The organism is Jiangella endophytica (genome assembly GCF_003427025.1).
GTDB lineage: Bacteria > Actinomycetota > Actinomycetes > Jiangellales > Jiangellaceae > Jiangella > Jiangella endophytica.
Genome location: NZ_QVAI01000001.1, coordinates 440025 through 458092 on the forward strand (window position 1 = coordinate 440025; position 18068 = coordinate 458092).

At 71.8% G+C, this 18068-nt stretch carries 17 protein-coding genes; 8 read left to right on the forward strand and 9 right to left on the reverse strand.

All coding sequences use genetic code 11. The features are described from left to right. Positions 1–88: 88 nt before the first annotated feature. Both guaA and DZA62_RS02120 read left to right on the forward strand, forming a co-directional pair. Complete coding sequence (guaA, locus tag DZA62_RS02115) at positions 89–1660, forward strand: glutamine-hydrolyzing GMP synthase (protein ID WP_198663326.1); 1572 nt, start codon at positions 89–91, stop codon at positions 1658–1660. A 209-nt stretch (positions 1661–1869) separates the two neighbouring features. After that, positions 1870–3000: a glycerophosphodiester phosphodiesterase family protein gene (locus DZA62_RS02120; RefSeq protein WP_198663327.1), complete on the forward strand. Its 1131-nt coding sequence runs from the start codon at positions 1870–1872 to the stop codon at positions 2998–3000. Positions 3001–3079: 79 nt separating this feature from the next. Here DZA62_RS02120 and DZA62_RS02125 read toward each other — a convergent pair whose 3' ends face one another. Further along, positions 3080–4354 (reverse strand): PspC domain-containing protein, encoded by a 1275-nt coding sequence (locus DZA62_RS02125; RefSeq protein ID WP_198663328.1) that lies wholly within the window; start codon positions 4352–4354, stop codon positions 3080–3082. Positions 4355–4478: 124 nt separating this feature from the next. On the opposite strand from DZA62_RS02125, the gene DZA62_RS02130 reads away from it, so the two are divergent. The 6 genes from DZA62_RS02130 to pcrA all read left to right on the forward strand — a co-directional run bounded on the left by DZA62_RS02130 (position 4479) and on the right by pcrA (position 11685). After that, positions 4479–6026: an ATP-binding protein gene (locus tag DZA62_RS02130; protein ID WP_116947107.1), complete on the forward strand. Its 1548-nt coding sequence runs from the start codon at positions 4479–4481 to the stop codon at positions 6024–6026. Then, the gene (locus DZA62_RS02135; RefSeq protein WP_116947108.1) at positions 6023–6706 is read left to right on the forward strand and encodes a LuxR C-terminal-related transcriptional regulator; all 684 of its coding nucleotides are present in this window, start codon (positions 6023–6025) and stop codon (positions 6704–6706) included. The genes DZA62_RS02130 and DZA62_RS02135 overlap by 4 nt, the downstream gene beginning before the upstream one ends. Before the next feature lie 544 nt (positions 6707–7250). Further along, entirely contained in the window at positions 7251–7607 is a 357-nt protein-coding gene (locus DZA62_RS02140; protein WP_116947533.1) for a hypothetical protein, read from the forward strand. 73 nt (positions 7608–7680) lie between these two features. Then, on the forward strand, positions 7681–8103 hold the full coding sequence (locus tag DZA62_RS02145) for a peptidase inhibitor family I36 protein (protein ID WP_198663329.1): 423 nt from the start codon (positions 7681–7683) through the stop codon (positions 8101–8103). Positions 8104–8128: 25 nt separating this feature from the next. Continuing rightward, entirely contained in the window at positions 8129–9064 is a 936-nt protein-coding gene (locus tag DZA62_RS02150; protein WP_116947109.1) for a hypothetical protein, read from the forward strand. Between the two features lie 305 nt (positions 9065–9369). Beyond that, the gene (gene pcrA / locus DZA62_RS02155; RefSeq protein ID WP_116947110.1) at positions 9370–11685 is read left to right on the forward strand and encodes a DNA helicase PcrA; all 2316 of its coding nucleotides are present in this window, start codon (positions 9370–9372) and stop codon (positions 11683–11685) included. Between the two features lie 186 nt (positions 11686–11871). Here the strand turns inward: pcrA and DZA62_RS02160 are convergent, their stop codons facing one another. From DZA62_RS02160 to DZA62_RS02195, 8 genes are read right to left on the reverse strand one after another with little or no spacing between them, the layout of a single operon-like run. Further along, on the reverse strand, positions 11872–12276 hold the full coding sequence (locus DZA62_RS02160) for a hypothetical protein (RefSeq protein ID WP_116947111.1): 405 nt from the start codon (positions 12274–12276) through the stop codon (positions 11872–11874). Beyond that, positions 12263–12700, reverse strand: a complete 438-nt coding sequence (locus DZA62_RS02165; RefSeq protein ID WP_116947112.1) for a hypothetical protein — start codon at positions 12698–12700, stop codon at positions 12263–12265. Before DZA62_RS02165 ends, DZA62_RS02160 begins: the two co-directional genes overlap by 14 nt. After that, positions 12693–13268, reverse strand: coding sequence for a hypothetical protein (locus DZA62_RS02170; protein ID WP_116947113.1), 576 nt, complete (start codon positions 13266–13268; stop codon positions 12693–12695). The genes DZA62_RS02165 and DZA62_RS02170 overlap by 8 nt, the downstream gene beginning before the upstream one ends. 7 nt (positions 13269–13275) lie before the next feature. Further along, positions 13276–13536, reverse strand: a complete 261-nt coding sequence (locus DZA62_RS02175; RefSeq protein ID WP_116947114.1) for a hypothetical protein — start codon at positions 13534–13536, stop codon at positions 13276–13278. A gap of 37 nt (positions 13537–13573) precedes the next feature. Next, a complete protein-coding gene (locus tag DZA62_RS02180; protein WP_116947115.1) occupies positions 13574–14035 on the reverse strand; it encodes a hypothetical protein in 462 nt (153 codons plus the stop codon). After that, entirely contained in the window at positions 14023–14655 is a 633-nt protein-coding gene (locus DZA62_RS02185; protein WP_116947116.1) for a hypothetical protein, read from the reverse strand. Before DZA62_RS02185 ends, DZA62_RS02180 begins: the two co-directional genes overlap by 13 nt. Before the next feature lie 12 nt (positions 14656–14667). After that, a complete protein-coding gene (locus DZA62_RS02190) occupies positions 14668–16803 on the reverse strand; it encodes an FtsK/SpoIIIE domain-containing protein (RefSeq protein ID WP_116947117.1) in 2136 nt (711 codons plus the stop codon). Further along, positions 16791–18035 carry a hypothetical protein gene (locus tag DZA62_RS02195; RefSeq protein WP_157987411.1) on the reverse strand — a complete coding sequence of 415 codons (1245 nt, stop codon included), beginning with the start codon at positions 18033–18035 and terminating at the stop codon, positions 16791–16793. Before DZA62_RS02195 ends, DZA62_RS02190 begins: the two co-directional genes overlap by 13 nt. Positions 18036–18068: the final 33 nt, after the last annotated feature.

The following is an 18068-nucleotide window of genomic DNA, read 5'->3' on the forward strand; positions in this document are numbered from 1 at the left end:
CTCCGAGTTACGGGCTGGGCCGTAAAGATGGCTGGTGACCCTACTGGACGTGCCGCGTCCTGCCAAGGTCTGCACTACGCTCGGGCAGGTGGCCGAGACCTCCCATGACACCGTTCTCGTCGTCGACTTCGGCGCTCAGTACGCCCAGCTGATCGCCCGGCGCGTCCGTGAGGCGCGGGTCTACTCCGAGATCGTCCCGCACACCATGCCGGTCGCCGATCTGCTGGCGAAGAACCCCAAGGCGATCATCCTGTCCGGCGGGCCGTCCAGTGTGTACGCCGAGGGCGCCCCGGCCGTCGACCCCGCGCTGTTCCAGGCCGGTGTGCCGGCGTTCGGCATCTGCTACGGCTTCCAGGCCATGGCCCGGGCGCTCGGCGGCACCGTCGCGCACACCGGGAAGTCCGAGTTCGGCCGCACCGACCTCGCCGTCCTGAGCACCGGCACCTTGCTCCAGGGCATCGACACCGGTGCGAAGGTCTGGATGAGCCACGGCGACTCCGTCACCGAGGCGCCGGCCGGTTTCGAGGTGCTGGCCGGCACACCCGACACCCCGGTCGCGGCGTTCGAGGACACCGCGCGCGGCCTGGCCGGCGTGCAGTGGCACCCGGAGGTGCTGCACTCCGAGCACGGGCAGGCGGTGCTGCAGCACTTCCTCTACGACATCGCCGGTGCCCGGCCCACCTGGACCATGGCGAACGTCGTTGATGAAACAGTCGAGACGGTCCGATCGACGGTCGGCGGCAAACGGGTCATCTGCGGGCTGTCCGGCGGCGTCGACTCCGCCGTGGCCGCCGCCCTCGTCCAGCGGGCCGTCGGTAGCCAGCTGACCTGCGTCTACGTCGACCACGGGCTGATGCGTCAGGGCGAGTCCGAGCAGGTCGAGCGCGACTACGTCGCCGCCACCGGCGTCGACCTCCACGTCGTCGAGGCCGCCGACCGCTTCCTGACCCAGCTCAAGGGCGTCGAGAACCCCGAAGAGAAGCGCAAGATCATCGGCCGCGAGTTCATCCGGGTGTTCGAGGCCGCCGCGCGCGACATCGTCGCCCAGGCCGGCGAACAGGGCGCCGAGGTCGAGTTTCTCGTCCAGGGCACGCTCTACCCCGACGTCGTCGAGTCCGGCGGCGGCGAGGGCACCGCCAACATCAAGAGCCACCACAATGTCGGCGGCCTGCCCGACGACCTCCAGTTCACCCTGATCGAGCCGCTGCGCACACTGTTCAAGGACGAGGTCCGCGCGGTCGGCGAGGAGCTGGGCCTGCCCGCTGAGATGGTCTGGCGCCAGCCGTTCCCCGGCCCGGGCCTGGCCATCCGCATCGTCGGCGCCGTCGACGCCGAGCGGCTGGCCATCCTGCGCCGGGCCGACGCCATCGCCCGCGCCGAGCTGACCGCGGCCGGCCTCGACCGCGACGTCTGGCAGTTCCCGGTCGTGCTGCTGGCCGACGTCCGGTCGGTGGGCGTGCAGGGCGACGGCCGCACCTACGGCCACCCGATCGTGCTGCGGCCGGTGTCCAGCGAGGACGCCATGACGGCGGACTGGTCTCGGCTGCCGTACGAGGTGATCGAACGCATCTCCACGCGCATCACCAACGAGGTGCGCGAGGTGAACCGCGTGGTGCTCGACGTCACCAGCAAGCCGCCGGGCACCATCGAGTGGGAGTGATCCGGGCCACCCTCCCTTGATCATCGGCCGCCGATTGATGATCATGGGAGTCGGTCCGCACTGAAGTGGTGATGGCCGGCCGCCAGGTCACGCGCCAGCGGGGGAGATTGGGGTGCGAAGCCCGAATGTGCGCGTGCGTTGGGCAGCGCGTCACGCCCAGTTCGAATCAGTGTGGTCGGCGTGACACGGTCGATCCCTAGCCTGACCACATGTCGGACACCTTCGGGCTCGAGCGGCCCATCGTCGTCGCGCACCGAGGCGCGTGTGGCTATCGTCCGGAGCACACGCTGGCCGGCTACCAGCTCGCCATCGATCTCGGCGCCGACTTCCTCGACACCGACCTGCAGCTCACCCGCGACGGCGTCCTGGTCGCCCGGCACGACGCCGAGCTGTCCGCGTCGACCGACGTCGCCGAACGGCCGGAGTTCGCGCACCGGCGCCGCCGCGGGCTGGTCGACGGCCGCGAGCTGACCGGCTGGTTCGTCGACGACTTCACCCTCGACGAGGTCAAGTCGCTGTACGCGCGCGAGCGCATCCCGCGGCTGCGCCCGGCCAACCAGGCCTACGAGGGCCGGCTGCGGGTGCCCACGTTCGACGAGATCATCACGCTGGCGGTCGAGGGCGGCCGCCGCAGGGGACGTCCGGTCGGCCTGTACCCGGAGCTCAGGCACCCGACGTACTACGCCGACCGCGGGATGTCGGCCGACGACGCGCTGATGGCGGCGCTGCTCGGGTTCCGGCTGGAGCGCGCCGGGATCCCCGTGTTCGTCCGGTCCTACGAGCCGTCGGTGCTGCGCCGGCTGGCCGCCCGGACGTCGGTGCCGCTGGTGCAACTGGTCGACAGCACCGGCCGGCCGTTCGACTGGGAGCGGGCCGAGGACGGGCGCCGGTTCGTCGACCTGCTCACCCCGACCGGCCTGCGCGAGGTGGCGTCGTACGCGACGGTGCTGGGGGCGCACAAGTCGCTGGTGGTGCCGCGCGACCCGGAGGGACGGCTGGGCCACCCCGGCCGGCTGGTCTCGGACGCGCACCACCTCGGGATGGCGGTGCACGCCTGGACGTTCCGGAACGAGAACTCGTTCCTGCCGGCCGACCGGCGCCGCGGCCCGGAGGCGGCCGGCCACGGCGACGCGCCGGGGGAGCTGGGGGTGTTCTTCGGTGCCGGGGTGGACGGCGTGTTCACCGACCACCCCGACACCGCCGTGGCCGCCAGGGATCAGGCCTTCGGGTCGCGCTCGCGACGCAGCTTGCTCAGCGAGGCCAGCAGCCCGGCCAGGCCGATCGAGACCAGCAGGACCGGCATGGCGACCTCGAGACCGGACAGGCCCAGCACGTCGTAGTGGACGAACGGCCACATGGCGCTCACTCCTAGGAAGAGAAGTCCGAAGACCAGGGAGACGACATCGGTGTCGTGCCGCTTCATCGGGTCACCTCCAGTTCGCCCAGGCCCAGTTCGACGTCCAGCACGAGGGTGCCGCCGCCGGGCCCGTCCGTCCCGGTGTCGGTGGTGCCCTTGACCTCCTGGCCGAGACCGTCCTGACGCTCGCCGAAGACGGTGAGGTTGCCGGCCCCGACGGTGGCCCGCGTGAGCCGGACGTCGACGTCGGGCGGCAGGGTGATGGTGAGGTTGCCGGCGCCCTGCTCGACGTCGAGGCGCACGGTCTCGGCGTCGGTGAGGGTGAGACCGGACAGGTCGTAGTGGATCTCGCCGGCGCCGTAGCTCTGCGTCGTCGTGGGTATCTGGTCCGCGGTGGTGTACGTGCGGGTGATGTTGCCCGAGTTGTGGTAGTCCCACTGCGACAGCCAGGTGGCCGGGACCAGCGCGATCGCCAGCAGGAAGCCGAGCACGATCAGCCCGCGGGAGCGGCCGTACCAGGCGCCGACGAGCAGGCCGAGCGCGACGATGCCCAGCGGCACCGCGACGTAGATGGCCGGCGGGTACTCCGCCCAGGTCGCGTCGTTGACGGCGAGCACGCCCACCGACACCAGCGCGAGGCAGAACGTGATCAGGCCGAGCACCGAGCGCTGCTTGGCCGGCTTCGCGGGCGGCGGCTCCGGCGCCGGGGCGGGCGGCACGGGCGGCGGGCCCCAGTCGGGACCCTCCGGCCAGCCACTGGTCGGACCGGCCGGGCCGGTCGGCGTGACGGGGGTGGTCCCGGTCGCCGTGCCGCCCGGCGCCGCCGGTGCGACGCTGGGGTCGTAGACGTAGGAGCCGAACCCGGCCTCCTGCGGCACGTCGCTGCCGGAGCGCTCGTCGTCGTCGGCGCGGCGGCGCAGCAGCAGGTACACGCCCATGACCGCGAGGAGCAGCAGTACGCCGCCGTCCCAGGTGCCGGCGACGATGCCGATGCCGGAGATCAGGCCGACGCCGGCCAGCAGCAGCGCCAGCGGCACCGTGCCCGGGCGGCGGTTCTCGCCGCGGCCGATCGCCTGGTCGAGGATCGAGCGTTCCTCGTCCTCGGCGGGCACGACGAGCCAGCCGATCGCGTACAGCAGGACGCCCACGCCGCCGAAGATCGCCAGGACGACGGTGGCGACGCGGAGCACGACGGGGTCGATGCCGAGCCGCCGGCCCAGCCCGCCGAGCACCCCGGCGACGACTCGGTCCGACCGGCTGCGGCGCAGCGAGCGGAACTCGTCCGAGACGCTCGGCCCGGCGCCGGTGGCGGGGGAGGCAGGAGGCTGATCACTCATGCCATCGATGATGCCCAGGCGGCGACCCCGAATGCATCGGGGATGACCCGGAACGGCCCCCGAGCCGGGATCTCCGGGAGGTCCCTCATGGCGGCGCGCGCTCGCGCGTGTGACCATCGATGTCATGAGCACTCTGCCGACGCCGCGTGCCGCCGGTCCGGCGGCACGCGGTCCGGCGCGTCCCGGCGAGGCCGGCGACGAGCCCGTCGAGGACCCGACCTCGGCGCCCGCCGACGTCGCCGGTGGCCCCCTCGGTGACCCCGGCGGCGATCCCGTCGACGGCGACCCGGACCCGCAGACGGAGGCCGCCGCGGCCACCGAACGCGGGCCGCGCGAGCTGCCGCCCGGCGAACCGCCGCAGGCCGGCCGCGGCGGGCGCGCGCCCGACCCCGCCACCGATCCCGGCGCACCGCCGAAGTTCGTCCGGTACTCCGACGGCCGCATGGTCGCGGGTGTCGCCGTCGCGCTGGCGGCCCAGTTCAAGGTGCAGCCGCTCGCCGTCCGCATCGCGTTCAGCCTGCTCAGCGCCGTCTCCGGGTTCGGCATCGTGCTCTACCTGGCGTTGTGGATCTTCACCCCGCTCGACCAGACGGTGCAGCGCGAGGCCGAGGAGGCGCGGACACCGGCCGGCCTGGCCGCCGCGACCCGCACCGGCAAGCGCCGCCGCCGCACGCTGTCGCAGCGCACCGGCGACCTCGGCCAGCTGGCCGCGCTGGTCGTCCTCGGCGCCGGCGTCTGGCTGCTGGTCCAGCAGACCCCGCTGGGCGTCAGCCCGGCCGTGTTCTTCCCGCTGCTGCTGGCCGCCGCCGGCCTGACGCTGGTCTGGCGGGCCGCCGACGAGCAGGAGCGCAGCCGGCTGTCGGCCATCGCGCCCCGGCTGCCCTGGCTGGCGGCGCTGACCGGCAAGGGCGGCTGGATCGCCGGCATGCGCGTCGTGGCCGGCGCCGGCGTCGTCGTGGCCGGCGTGGTCGTGTTCCTCGTCGGTCAGGGCCAGTTCGACCAGACCATGGACGCTCTCGGCGGGGTGCTGGTCATCCTCGTGGGCATCGGCCTGATCATCGGGCCGTGGCTGTGGAAGCTGTGGCGCAACCTCGAGACCGAGCGGCGCGCCCGCATCGTCTCGCAGGAGCGCGCCGACATGGCCTCCCACCTGCACGACTCCGTGCTGCAGACGCTCGCGCTGATCCAGAAGCAGGCCAACGACCCCCGCGCCGTCGTCCGGCTGGCCCGCAGCCAGGAGCGCGACCTGCGCGCCTGGCTCTACAGCGACCTCGTCGACGACGGGTCCTCGCTGGCCGCCGCGCTGACGAAGATGGCGGCCGAGGTCGAGGACGCGTTCGGCACGCCGGTCGAGGTGGTCACCGTCGGCGACGCCGAGATCGACGACGTCGCCCGGGCCATCCTCAAGGCCGCCCGCGAGGCCACCGTCAACGCCGCCAAGCACTCCGGCGCCGACAAGATCGACATCTTCGTCGAGGCCGGCGACGACGGCGTCGAGGTGTTCGTCCGCGACCGGGGCGCCGGGTTCGACCCGGACTCCGTCCCCGAGGACCGGCTGGGTGTGCGACGCTCGGTCATCGGGCGCATGGAGCGGCACGGGGGCGAGGCCACCATCCGGTCCACGCCCGGCGAAGGCACGGAAGTCCGACTGTCGACCAGGAGAAGCTCGTGAGCGAGACCAAGCCAGACGAGACCAGGCCCGCCGACGCCGGCCCGGTCACGGTCGTCCTCGTCGACGATCACGCGATGTTCCGCACGGGGGTCCGCGCCGAGCTCGCGCAGGCGCCGTCCGTCGACGTCGTCGGCGAGGCGGCCGACACCGCCGAGGCCGTGGCGGTCGTGCTCCGGGTGAAACCCGAGGTCGTGCTGCTCGACGTCCACCTGCCCGGCGGCGGTGGCGGCGAGGTGATCCGCCAGGTGCACCCCAAGGAGCCCGGCGTGCGGTTCCTGGCGCTGTCGGTGTCCGACGCCGCCGAGGACGTCATCGGCACCATCCGGGCCGGTGCGCGCGGCTACGTCACCAAGTCCATCACCGGCGACGACCTCGTCTCCGCCATCGGCCGGGTCGCCGACGGCGACGCCGTGTTCTCGCCCCGGCTGGCCGGCTTCGTGCTCGACGCGTTCGCCGGCACCGAGGCGCCGTCCGTCGACGACGACCTCGACCGACTCACCCAGCGCGAGCGCGAGGTGCTGCGGCTGATCGCCCGCGGCTACGCGTACAAAGAGATCGCCAAGGAGCTGTTCATCTCGGTCAAGACGGTCGAGACGCACGTGTCGGCGGTGCTGCGCAAGCTGCAGCTGTCCAACCGGTACGAGCTGACCCGCTGGGCCACCGACCGCCGCCTGGTCTGACCCGCGATCCGTGAGGGCGGGGCCGCCTGGTGTTCGGCCGTCGGTCCGGTGTGCTTGGCGTCGTCGGTGTGGCGTTGCTGCTGGTGGACAGCGATGATCATCGACGATCGCGGACATCACCAGGCGTCCTCCCGCTCTACCAGGCTTGCATGCCTTGTGATGCGGAAGAACGCCTGGTGATGTCCCCCGAATCGCCGGGAGAATCTCACCACGTGGGCACTCCGACGCCTGCGCCACGGGCCGACGTGCGTCTGGGCGGGCTGTGCCCGCTCTTTCGCCGGTCCCCTGATAGCTGCCTGTTCTTAGGTCGCGTGCGCGCGTGCGCGGCCACGAGAATGGGCAGCAGGGGGACGGCCAACCTGCGCCATCTGGCGAACGCTCACACGGCCGGCGAACCGCAGCATCCTCGCTCACCGCAGCATCCTGGGTGGACCAGACGCGACCAGCCCACGGTCCGGGTCGGAGAGCCCGAGATGGGCCTGCCGCCCGGTAGTACGACACGGCGTAGTAGGCTGCATCCCGCCTCGACGCGGGAAAGGTGATCATGGAATTCGTCTACGACCTGGTGCTCGTGCTGCACTTCTTCGGCCTGGCCAGCCTGCTGGGCGGCATCATGGTGCAGTTGAGCGCGCGCGGCGGCCGCGTCGTCAACATGGCGATGCTGCACGGCGCGCTGACGCAGCTCGTCACCGGCGTCGCGATGGTGGGCATGGCCGAGGGCATCGACTCCCTCGACAAGCACATCGACAACGCGAAGATCGGCGTGAAACTGGTCATCGTGCTGATCATCACCGCGCTGTGCTTCGCCAATCGGAAGCGCACCGCCATCGCCGACGGGCTGTTCTTCGCGCTCTTCGGGCTGACCGCGGCGAACGTCGTGATCGCCGTCTTCTGGACCTGATCCCGGCGGTTCACGGATGCCCCGTCGTCGGTTAAGGTGACGGGGCAGCCGAGCCGAACTGGGAGGTCCGCGAGTGACGCCGATCCGGCGCCTGGCCGCCGCCGTGGCCGCGACGATCATGACGAGTGTGCTGGTGGCAGGGGTGTCGCCGCCGGCGTCCGCCGCTGAGCACGACGGCTCGTGCCAGGGCCTCGAGTTGTGCCTGTACTACAACTCCGGGCAGGCGGGCGCGCTGCACGACTTCCGCTACCGCGTCAGCGACTTCGCGCCGTACCGTTTCCTCGGCTCAGGCAAGGGTTCGGGCGTCCCGGTGAAGAACAACGCCGCGTCGGCGGCCAATCGCGATGGCTATTTCACCGCGCGCGTCTACTTCAATTCTGGTTATGCTGGGCCGGCTGACGACGTGCCGCCGCTGTCCGCGCGCAATCTCGGCGACACGTACAACGACAACGCATCGTTCAACTGGTGCCACCAGCAGCCCCTGGTGTGCGGCTGACCGGTGGCCCACGAAAGGCCGTGGCATGACCGCCCGTGTGCTCGTCCGTACCGCCGTCCTGCTCGCCCTGCCCGTCGCCGGGTGCGCGGCCGCTCCCGCTGACGTCGCCGTCGAGTCGTCCGGCGGCAGCGCCGTGGGCGGCGTCGTCCAGGCGCGGTCCGGCGCGGCGTCGCCCGAGGCGGGGCTCACGCTGCCGCTCGACGCGTACGCGTACACGGCCGCCGAGGACCAACTGCTCGGCCAGTCGGCCGCGGCGCGCGTGCGCGACTGCGCGGCGTCGCTCGGCCTCGACGACGCCACGATCGATCCGCTGCCGTTCGGCACCGCAGCCGAGGCGGCGACGGCCGTTGCCGGCCGCCACGACCGCCGGTACGCCGTCGCCGACCCCGAGGTCGCCGCGGCGCACGGCTACCACCCGCCGTCCACCACCGACGTGCGGCGCGAGTTCTACGAGGCGCACACCGACGCCGAGCTGGAGGTGCTGGTCGGCGTGGCGGCCGACGGCGCGGTCACCATGCGCGACGACGTCCCCGACGGCGGCTGCCTCGGCGCGGCCGCCCGGGCCGGCGCCGTCGCGTCGGAGCCCGCGCTGCGGGCCGGGCAGGACCTCGTCTCGTCCGTCCAGTCCGACGCCTGGCACGCCGCGCTGGCCGACGCGCGGGTGCTCGACGCGTTCTCCGCCTGGTCGGCCTGCATGTCCGAAGCCGGCTACCAGTACGCCGCGCCCATGGACGCCAACGACGACCCGCGCTGGTGGACGTCCGACACGGCCGGCGCCGACGAGATCGCCACCGCCGTCGCCGACGTCGCCTGCAAGGAGTCCACCGGCCTGATCCCGGCCTGGTCCGCCGCCGAGGCCGACTACCAGACCCAGTTCATCGCGGCCCACCAGGCCGAGCTCGACGCCTACCGAGCGCTGCTCGACCAGCAGGTGTCGGCCGCCCGCACGTCCGTCGAGTAGCGGTCACCGAGGGCCGTGCGGCGTCCGTGCCGCCTGGGCCGTTCGGCGCGTTCGCCGTGTCGAGACGTTCGCTGGGTGAGTACGGTCCCCGCCCGGCTGGGAGGGTTGCCCACCCTACGGGCGGGCACCGACACCGTCCGCGCGCGAACCCCACGAACCCCGCGAACACCGCGAACACCGCGAACGCCACCGGCCTCCGTCGTGCCGTCCGTTCGTAAGCGTGTTCGGTCCGAGTCTGTCGGCGGTCGGGCATAGGCTGGGGGCGCCAGCCAAGCGAGTGAGAAGGCGAGTGTGACCCGCCGGCGATGAGTGCCCTGTTCGACGACCTCACCCTGACCGGCGCGGCCGCGCCGAAGAAGCCGGTCAAGCGGCGGTCACGCGACCCCGAAGCGCTGCTCGACGGCCTCAACGGGCCGCAGCGCGACGCGGTGACCCACCAGGGGTCGCCGCTGCTCATCGTCGCCGGCGCGGGGTCGGGCAAGACGCGGGTGCTGACGCGGCGCATCGCGTACCTGCTGGGCGAGCGCAACGCGCATCCGGGCTCGATCCTCGCCATCACGTTCACCAACAAGGCCGCCGGCGAGATGAAGGAGCGCGTCGCCGACCTCGTCGGGAAGCGCAGCGACATCATGTGGGTGTCCACGTTCCACTCCGCGTGCGTGCGCATCCTGCGTCGCGAGGCGAAGGTCTTCGGCTACACGTCGTCGTTCTCCATCTACGACCAGGCCGACTCCCACCGGCTCATGGCCATGGTCTGCCGCGAGCTCGACCTCGACCCGCGCCGCTACCAGCCGCGGCAGTTCAGCTACACCGTCAGCAACTTCAAGAACGAGCTGATCGACTACGAGACCGCGCTGGCCCGGGCCGACACCCACCACGAGAAGATGGTGGCCGAGGCGTACGAGCTCTACCAGCGCCGGCTCACCGAGGCCAACGCGTTCGACTTCGACGACCTCATCATGACGACGGTGCACCTGCTGCAGGCGTTCCCCGACGTCGCCGAGAACTACCGGCGGCGGTTCCGGCACGTCCTGGTCGACGAGTACCAGGACACCAACCACGCCCAGTACGTGCTGGTGCGCGAGCTGGTCGGCACGGGTGTCATCTCCGGCGAGAACGAGCCCGCGGTGCCGCCGGCCGAGCTGTGCGTGGTGGGCGACGCCGACCAATCCATCTACGCGTTCCGCGGCGCCACCATCCGCAACATCCTGCAGTTCGAGGAGGACTACCCCGACACCCGGGTCATCCTGCTCGAACAGAACTACCGCTCCACGCAGACCATCCTGTCCGCCGCCAACGCCGTCATCGCCCGCAACTCCGGCCGCAAGCCGAAGCGGCTGTGGAGCGACAGCGGCGACGGCGCGAAGATCGTCGGCTATGTGGCCGACGACGAGCACGCCGAGGCGCAGTTCGTCGCCGACGAGATCGACCGCCTCACCGACGAGGGCGAGGCCCGCACCGGCGACGTCGCCGTCTTCTACCGCACCAACGCCCAGTCCCGGGTGCTGGAGGAGATCTTCGTCCGGGTCGGCCTGCCCTACCGCGTCGTCGGCGGCACCCGGTTCTACGAGCGGCGCGAGATCCGCGACGCGCTGGCCTACCTGCGGTTCCTGGCCAACCCCGAAGACTCCGTGTCGCTGCGGCGCATCCTCAACGTCCCCAAACGCGGCATCGGCGACCGCGCCGAGGCCATGGTCGAGGCGCTGGCCCAGCGCGAACGCAGCACGTTCTTCCAGGCGTTGCGGCACGCGGCCGACGCGCCCGGCATCGCGACCCGCTCGGTCAACTCCATCGAGGGATTCGTCCAGCTCACCGACGAGCTGCGGGCGCTGGCCGACGACGGCGTCGGGCCGGCCGCCATCCTCGAGGCGACCCTCGACCGCACCGGCTACGTCGCCGAGCTGTCCGAGTCCGACGACCCCCAGGACGAGACCCGCCTCGACAACCTGCGCGAGCTGGTCGCCGTCGCCGGCGAGTACGAGGCGAGCGAAGACTCCGACGGCTCGCTGCCCGGGTTCCTCGAGCAGGTCAGCCTGGTCGCCGACGCCGACGAGATCCCCGAGGGCGACGACCACGACGGCATGGTCACGCTGATGACGCTGCACACCGCGAAGGGCCTGGAGTTCCCGGTGGTGTTCCTCACCGGCCTCGAGGACGGCGTGTTCCCGCACCAGCGCTCGCTCGGCGGCAACGCCCAGGAGCTCGAGGAGGAGCGCCGGCTGGCCTACGTCGGCATCACCCGGGCGCGCGAGCGGCTCTACCTGTCGCGGGCGCTCCTGCGCAGCGCGTGGGGGTCGCCGGCGCACAACCCGGCGTCGCGGTTCCTCGCCGAGATCCCCGACGAGTTGATCGACTGGCGCCGTACCGAGGCCGACCAGGTCAAGTGGACCCAGCCGCCGCCACCACGGCGACAGCCGGTCAGCGGCCGGTCCGCGGGCGGCGCCGGCAACCGTCCCGTCATCGCGCTGTCGGCCGGCGACCGCGTCACCCACGACGCGTTCGGCCTGGGCACCGTCGTCGCCACCAACGGCCAGGGTGAGCACGCCCAGGCCACCGTCGACTTCGGCGAGACGGGCCTCAAGACACTGCTGCTGCGCTACGCGCCGGTCGAGAAGCTCTGAGCGCTGCGGCGAGGCAGGTGCGCTCAACCGGCGGCCTGATGCGGTCGAACGTCACCATCCAGCCGCCCCGCGTCAGCGGCCCGTTGGCGTAGCGGTGGAACGCCTCCAGCCCGGGTCCCGGTCGAGGTGGTGCGCACCCGGTTCAGGAGGCTGCGCAGGTGTGGGCTGATACCTCGGAGCGCCGGCTCAGTCGCTCGCGGTGGTTCGCGTACCCAGAGCCTCGTCGACGGTCAACCGTCCTTCGTGGACCAACTGGCCAACCACCAGGAGCGCGTAGACCGCGGACATGTTCGGCGGGACGTCCTCGTCGGCGCGCGCCTCGCCCGCAGCCGCACGGATCACCGCCTCCATGAGCGTCACCGCGATGTTCACGGCCCCACCCAGCCGCTCCGATACCCGCCGCGTGACGGCTGCCGCGAGATTGGGCGTGACCTCCGGGAACGTCCCCACAGCCCGCCTCAGCGCGTCGTGCACGTAGGGCTCCAAGGCAGGCCACTGGCGCGGCTCATGCGTCTCCAGATGAACGACGAGCTGCGCCGGGCCGCTCGCACAGGCCGCGATGAGCCGCCCCGCGGCGTCAGCGGTCGCCATCGAGGTCGTCCTCGTACGACAGGTCGGCCAAGACCTCGTCGAGGGTGGCATGGCCCTCGTGAAGGATGTGCCCGATGGCGATGAGCGAATGGGCTTGCGCCAGGTCCCGCGGCACGCCCCTGATCGCGTCGTGCTCTCCGGCCGCACTCCTGATCACCGCCTCCATCACCGGTGCGATGACGTTCAGCGAACCTTCGAAGCGCTGGACGACCCGGCGAGTCAGAGCCGCAGCCGCATCGGCGTCGACCGGCGGTGGGAGGAACTCGACGGCGGAGAGCGTGGCCACGGTGATCTTGAGCGCACTCGCATCCCAGCCTCGGCGTTCCAGTTCCTGCAAGGCAGCCGTGAACTCTTGCGGCTCGCCCTGCTCGATGGCTTCGGCCGCCCGTCTGATCAGCGACGTCACCTGGTCCTGCTCAACCACCTCTACGTCTCCTTCTCCTCGTCAACCATTGAACAGCACCCTCCCACCCGAGCGTGAGGACGATCAGCACCGCGCTGACCGGGTTGTCGACTCCGTCGGTCCTGACCTCCGGCGGTGGCCCGATGACCGGTTCGGCGATCTGAGCCGCAACGTCTCCCACGTCGTCGAGCTCACTCATGAGGAGCTTGCGAGCTTCTTCGAACTTGTCTGGAGCCGATCGCCTACGTGGCCGTCCCGGGCCGCCGGCGCCTTGGCCGGGTGCCGGACTGCCGGCAGCTGAGGCGGGCCCGCCGCCGGGCCGGTGGACGAGGTCGTCGGCGTAGTCGTGGCCCGTCTCGGCGGTGGCCGCGAGGTGTGTGACGGCGTCGGTCAACCGGTCCGCGGCGAGTCGCGCGAGGTGGACGACGCGGATGAGGGCGGTGTCGGCGGGGCCGGCCAGGCGGGCGGCGCGGGCGGCGAGTTGGGTGATGTGCCGTTGGCGTTCCTGGAGTGAGGGGATGTCGCGTTCGACCTGGCCGGCGAATGCGCGGATCGACTCGGCGAGTCGTTCCAGGTCGGATCGGGGCATGGGTCGTTCAGAGCCTGGCGGCGTAGTCGTTGGCGGCCCTGGCCGCCTGACGGAGCGCGGCGACGGCCTCGTCGACGCGTCGTTCGGCCGCCTGGAGGGTGTTGATCATGTCCTGGTCGACACGTTGGGCCGAGCCGCCGACGGTGGCGCTGACCTGGCTCACCGACTGTGAGAACTTCGTCTTGTAGCCGGCCAGCGATGTCGCGGTCGCCGAGGCGTCGCGCGACAGTGCGGCGACCTGACTCTTGAGCTGGGCGAGCTGGGACATATGACCTCCAGAGTGGACGGGACGGCTGGGGACACCCCTAGAGCCGAGTTCGCAGAACGACGGCGAGCACGATCAACGCGGCGATGACGCCCACAGTGACGGCGAGACGCCTGCGCCGGCGCGCCGCGCGCCGGGCGGTCAGTTCGGCCTCCACGGCCCGCTCCACCGCGGCGATCGCGCTCTCGGCGGCCTCGGCCGCCGCGGCGAGGTCGGGCGTCGGCGGCGACATCGGCGGCGTGTCGATCGGCTGGAGCAGCAGCGGCACCGCGTTGACGCGGTGCAGGGCGTGCCGTACCCGCCGGGTGAAGCGCCGCTCGATGTCGCGCTCCGCGTCCTTGGCCTGTGCGGTCGTCTCCTCGAATGTCCTCCGGGTCGAGTCGAGCCGCTCCTCCTGGCCGCGACGTCGGCGCTCGCGGTCGGCGTCGGCCTCCTCGGACAATGCGGCCAGCCGCTCGACGGCGTCCACGTACTCGTGCCAGGGCTCGCTCAGCTGTCCCACGGCTCGTCTCCCAACGTGCGGACATCGGCAGCAGAGAGCGGCCGGAACGGCACGATGACGTGGGGGTCGGCGGACTCGGTGCGGTCGTGGAGGAGTCCGCGAGGACCCTCCGGCTTCCACACCGTGAACGGCCCGAACAGGTCCTGGACGTCGCCCGCGGAGATCCGCAGGGCCAGGAGGCCGTCGATCGTGTCGGCGGCGTCGAATCCGAGCTGCTCGCGCATGACGCGGACGCTGGACCACCAGGCCAGCAGGTGCGCGCCCACGGGCGGACCGTCGCGCAGCAGCGCCCGCAGGCCGTCCGCCGGCGTCGAGACCGCCCCGCTGGTGAGATCGAGCTCGGCCAGGCGGCGGGCGCGATCGAGGCCGAAGGCGACGACGTAGAGCGTGGTGTCGTGCTGGGTCTGTCGCGCCTCGACCACGTCGGTCAGCCGCGAGAGGTACGCGGGCACGTCGCCGCCACGCAGGTGTTCGACAGCGGCGCCCGTGGTGGTGAGGGCACGGACGAAGCCGGCGAGGTTTCCCGCGGCGGCCAGGTCGGTGGGCAGCAGGTCGAGGACGACGATCTCGGCGTCGGCCTCGGGGTGCTGCAGCGCCAGGCTCAGGGCCGCGGCCTGCAAGGCGCCGACCGCCTAGTTCTGCTGGGCGGCACCGGACCCCGCTCGGGAGGCGCCGGCCCCGACGACGGCGAGGTGGCGGCCGTTGTCGTCGGTCATCGGGATGCCCACCGCCGGCGCGCCGACGTCGAGCGCGGTGCCGAGCAGGGCCTGTCGCACCCGGGACCGGTCGCGCTGGGCCTGCCGGAGTGTGTGCAGCACCGCGCGTGAGTCGGCCAGCGCCGGCGCATGGGCTCCGTCGAAGACCGCGGGCGTCGGCAGGTCCGCGCCGAGAGCGTCGCACATGCGCCGGCGAAGGCTGCGCAGCTGGTCCTCGGCCGCCCATGCCACGGTCGCGCGGCGGTTGGCCTCCACAGCGCCGAAGTCGAGGTTGAGGAGGAGCTCGCCGCGGTAGCGCAGCCGGGCGGCCTCGGTGTTGTTCTGGTCGAGCACGGCCTGCGACTCCGACGCCGAGTTCTTCAGCGCCAGCCGTACCGGGAACTGCGCGAAGATGCCGTCCTGCTTGGCCAGCAGCGGCGTGATGCCGGACAGCGTCTGGGACGCGAGCAGGAGATGGATGCCGTAGGCGCGACCCTTGCGCGCCAGTCGTTCGAGGTCGGCCAGCGCCCGCTCGGTGATGTCGTCGTCGGAGTCGAACAGCACCTGGAACTCGTCGACGACCACCAGGATGCGAGCCATCGCGTGCGCCGGGTCGGCGAGCCGGTACTTGGTGATGTCGTCGCCGTACCCGCGGATGATCGCGGCCCGCCGCTCGAACTCCGCCACGAGGTGCGCCAGTACGGCTGCGCCGTAGGAGCGATCGCTGTTGAGGCCAATACTGCGGGCGTGCGGCAGCCACGACGGCGACGCGTCGGACATCGCGCCCAGCGGCTCGAGCGTCACGCCCTCCTTGAAATCGAGCAGGTGCATGTCCAACTCGGCCGGCGGGTAGCGCATGGCGAGGCTGTGGATGATGGCCATGAGCAGGTTGGACTTGCCCTGGCCCACAGCGCCGGAGACGAGGATGTTGTGCCGCTGGTCGACCTCGTCGCCGAGCGTGACGGCCACCGGCTGGTGGCCGGCCCGCCCGATGGTGGCCACCAGGCGCATCGCCGAGCTGTCCGACATGAGCGGGAGGTCGGGCTGGCAGGCCAGGAAGTCGATGCGTGGGGCCTCGGCGCCGCGGGACCGCTCGGCGAGGGTGGCGACGGCCTCGGGCAGCCCGGGCTCGGAGCGCGGCCGCGTCGTCCAGCCGGGCAGCCACGACGCCTGGGCCGACGAGCCGTCGACGGTGATGACCTGGCCGAGCTCGGCCAGGCGGGGCTCCACCTCGACGGGCGCGTGGTGCAGCACCGTGCTGATGCCGTTGACCGGACCCTGCCGCATGATCGTGACCAGGTCGGACCTCGCCCGTTCGGTGAATCTGGCGGGATAGTCGGCCACGACGAGCAACTGGTACGTCCCGATCGGCTGACCCGTCTCGCGGCGCATCCGGCCGAGCGTGGTCCGGCGTCCGTGGAACATCTCCACCGTGGACCGGAGGTCAGCGACCAGGCCGCGGAGCAGTTCCTCGATCTCCGTGTCCGACCCCGCCGGAGCCGAGAGGAGGTCGTCGTTGGCGGCTTTCAGCGGCGAGAAGACGGCCAGGGCGGACCGCACCTCCGGGTCGACGGGACGGATGCGGAGTTGTCCGGGCCCGGTGCCGGACAACGCCTGGTAGACGACTGACCGCAGGAGGTCGGCGACGCTCTCGGACCATGCTCCGGCGACGACGAGGTTGCCGTGGTCGAGCAGTGGAGCGACGGTCAGAGTGCTCACCGGGCTTGTGCGGCCAGGCAGTTCGGCGGCGAGGGAAGCTGCACCGAGATCGACGTACTCGGCGGCGGCGAGCGGGTCGGCGGCGCCGCGAGCCGGAGGGATCAGCGCCGCCACCGCCGCGCGCAGCCTGGAATCCTGTAACTCGGCCTGCTGGATGACCTGGTCGCGTAGCCGCCCCTCAGCGGCGCCCGATTCCTCCGCCAGCGCGGCGATGTGCTCGTCCCGATCACGTTCCAGCCGTTCTCGGTCGTTCGCGGCGGCGTGCCGCAGGACGCCCTCCGCGTCGCGGAAGTCACGTACCGCCGCGCTGAGCTCGGCCGATACGGCGGGTCCGGCCGGCGTCAGATCCCCCATCGAACGACATCCCCTTCTCCGGCCTCCACCGCGAGCTTCTCGGCGCGCCAGCCCGGCAGCCGGTTCCGGACGGCATAGACGACAGGGACGCCGAGCAACAGGATCCACTGGATGAGACCTGGCAGCTCGCTGCGCCAGGCAAGGAGCAGCACCAGGGTCATGGCGACGACATAAGGCGTGAGCCTGGTGTGGCGTACGAAGCGACGCTGTTCGGCGAGGAAGCCGTGCACCTCCAGCCAGTGGATCGAGCTGCGTAGCTCCGCGTCGTCATATCGCAGGGGCTCGGCCAGCGGCAGGTTCTGCTTGGCGAAGTCCACCTGCGCCGGGCTGGTGAACTTGTAAGTGCCGCCGGGCTCGACCACGGTCAACCGGGACAGGACGGCGTCGTGGAGGGCCGCGGCGTACATGCCTGAGACATACCGGTTGTTCGGATGCTTCTGGTGCAAGGCAGCGAGCCTGGCGACGGCGTCGTCGGGGCGACGCGCGAGGAGGTCGACGAGACCCCAGCTGACCTCCACGTGGACATCGTCAGGGCGCAGTCCGTCCACCTTCCTGAGCGTGGCGTACGCGTCGTCGAACCGCTCGAGCTGCCCCTGCGCGTCCACGAGGTCGAGCAGGCCGTCGACGTCGTCCGGGTCATGCCGAGCAGCCTCGCACAGCTCGAACTCGGCCTGGTAGTGGTTGCCGAGCATGAACGATGCTCGGGCGCGCACGCGCCAGGCGGTGCTGTCGTTCTGGTCGGCCGACGTGGCCTCGCGGGCCGCGAGCCGGGCCCGCTGTGCGTCGCCGGCGGCGAGGTACTCTTCCGCTCGCCGCACCCACTCCTCGGCGTCGTCGGCCTCCGGCGGTGGTGGCGACGACTCCGCCGCGTCGACCGTCGTGGAGCCGCGAGAGCTGTCGTAGCGTTGCCTGCCGAGGGGGTCGAGCAGCGTCTGCTCGGCGTCGTCGATCTGCCGCATCCTGGTTTTCGCCTCGGCCCGCCGCTGTGCGTCGGGGCTGTTCCGCCGGTGAATCCAGAGAATGCGCTGCCTGCGCACCGCCTCGAGAACCTCGCCCTTGGTCGCGGTCGGCGCGACGTCGAGGATGGCGTAGAAGTCGACGGGCTGGGCCATGTCATTCCACCTGGATGACCTGGTCGAGATCGCAGGAGCCGACGACCGTGAACGGCGCACCGAGTGGATTGAGCTGAGCGATACCTGAGTACCTTGTGCCAAGGCAGATCCCCAGCGCATTCGCCACAGGCACTCCAGGCTTCACTCGGTCAC

Bases quoted from the DNA above. Each gene is read 5' to 3' on its own strand.
- DZA62_RS02170 (WP_116947113.1), bottom strand. From the start codon at position 13,268: ATGCCCCGATCCGACCTGGAACGACTCGCCGAGTCGATCCGCGCATTC.
- pcrA (WP_116947110.1), top strand. From the start codon at position 9,370: ATGAGTGCCCTGTTCGACGACCTCACCCTGACCGGCGCGGCCGCGCCG.
- DZA62_RS02150 (WP_116947109.1), top strand. From the start codon at position 8,129: ATGACCGCCCGTGTGCTCGTCCGTACCGCCGTCCTGCTCGCCCTGCCC.
- DZA62_RS02195 (WP_157987411.1), bottom strand. From the start codon at position 18,035: ATGCGCTGGGGATCTGCCTTGGCACAAGGTACTCAGGTATCGCTCAGC.
- DZA62_RS02125 (WP_198663328.1), bottom strand. From the start codon at position 4,354: ATGAGTGATCAGCCTCCTGCCTCCCCCGCCACCGGCGCCGGGCCGAGC.
- DZA62_RS02160 (WP_116947111.1), bottom strand. From the start codon at position 12,276: ATGGCGACCGCTGACGCCGCGGGGCGGCTCATCGCGGCCTGTGCGAGC.
- DZA62_RS02140 (WP_116947533.1), top strand. From the start codon at position 7,251: ATGGAATTCGTCTACGACCTGGTGCTCGTGCTGCACTTCTTCGGCCTG.
- DZA62_RS02175 (WP_116947114.1), bottom strand. From the start codon at position 13,536: ATGTCCCAGCTCGCCCAGCTCAAGAGTCAGGTCGCCGCACTGTCGCGC.
- DZA62_RS02130 (WP_116947107.1), top strand. From the start codon at position 4,479: ATGAGCACTCTGCCGACGCCGCGTGCCGCCGGTCCGGCGGCACGCGGT.
- DZA62_RS02120 (WP_198663327.1), top strand. From the start codon at position 1,870: ATGTCGGACACCTTCGGGCTCGAGCGGCCCATCGTCGTCGCGCACCGA.
- DZA62_RS02190 (WP_116947117.1), bottom strand. From the start codon at position 16,803: ATGGGGGATCTGACGCCGGCCGGACCCGCCGTATCGGCCGAGCTCAGC.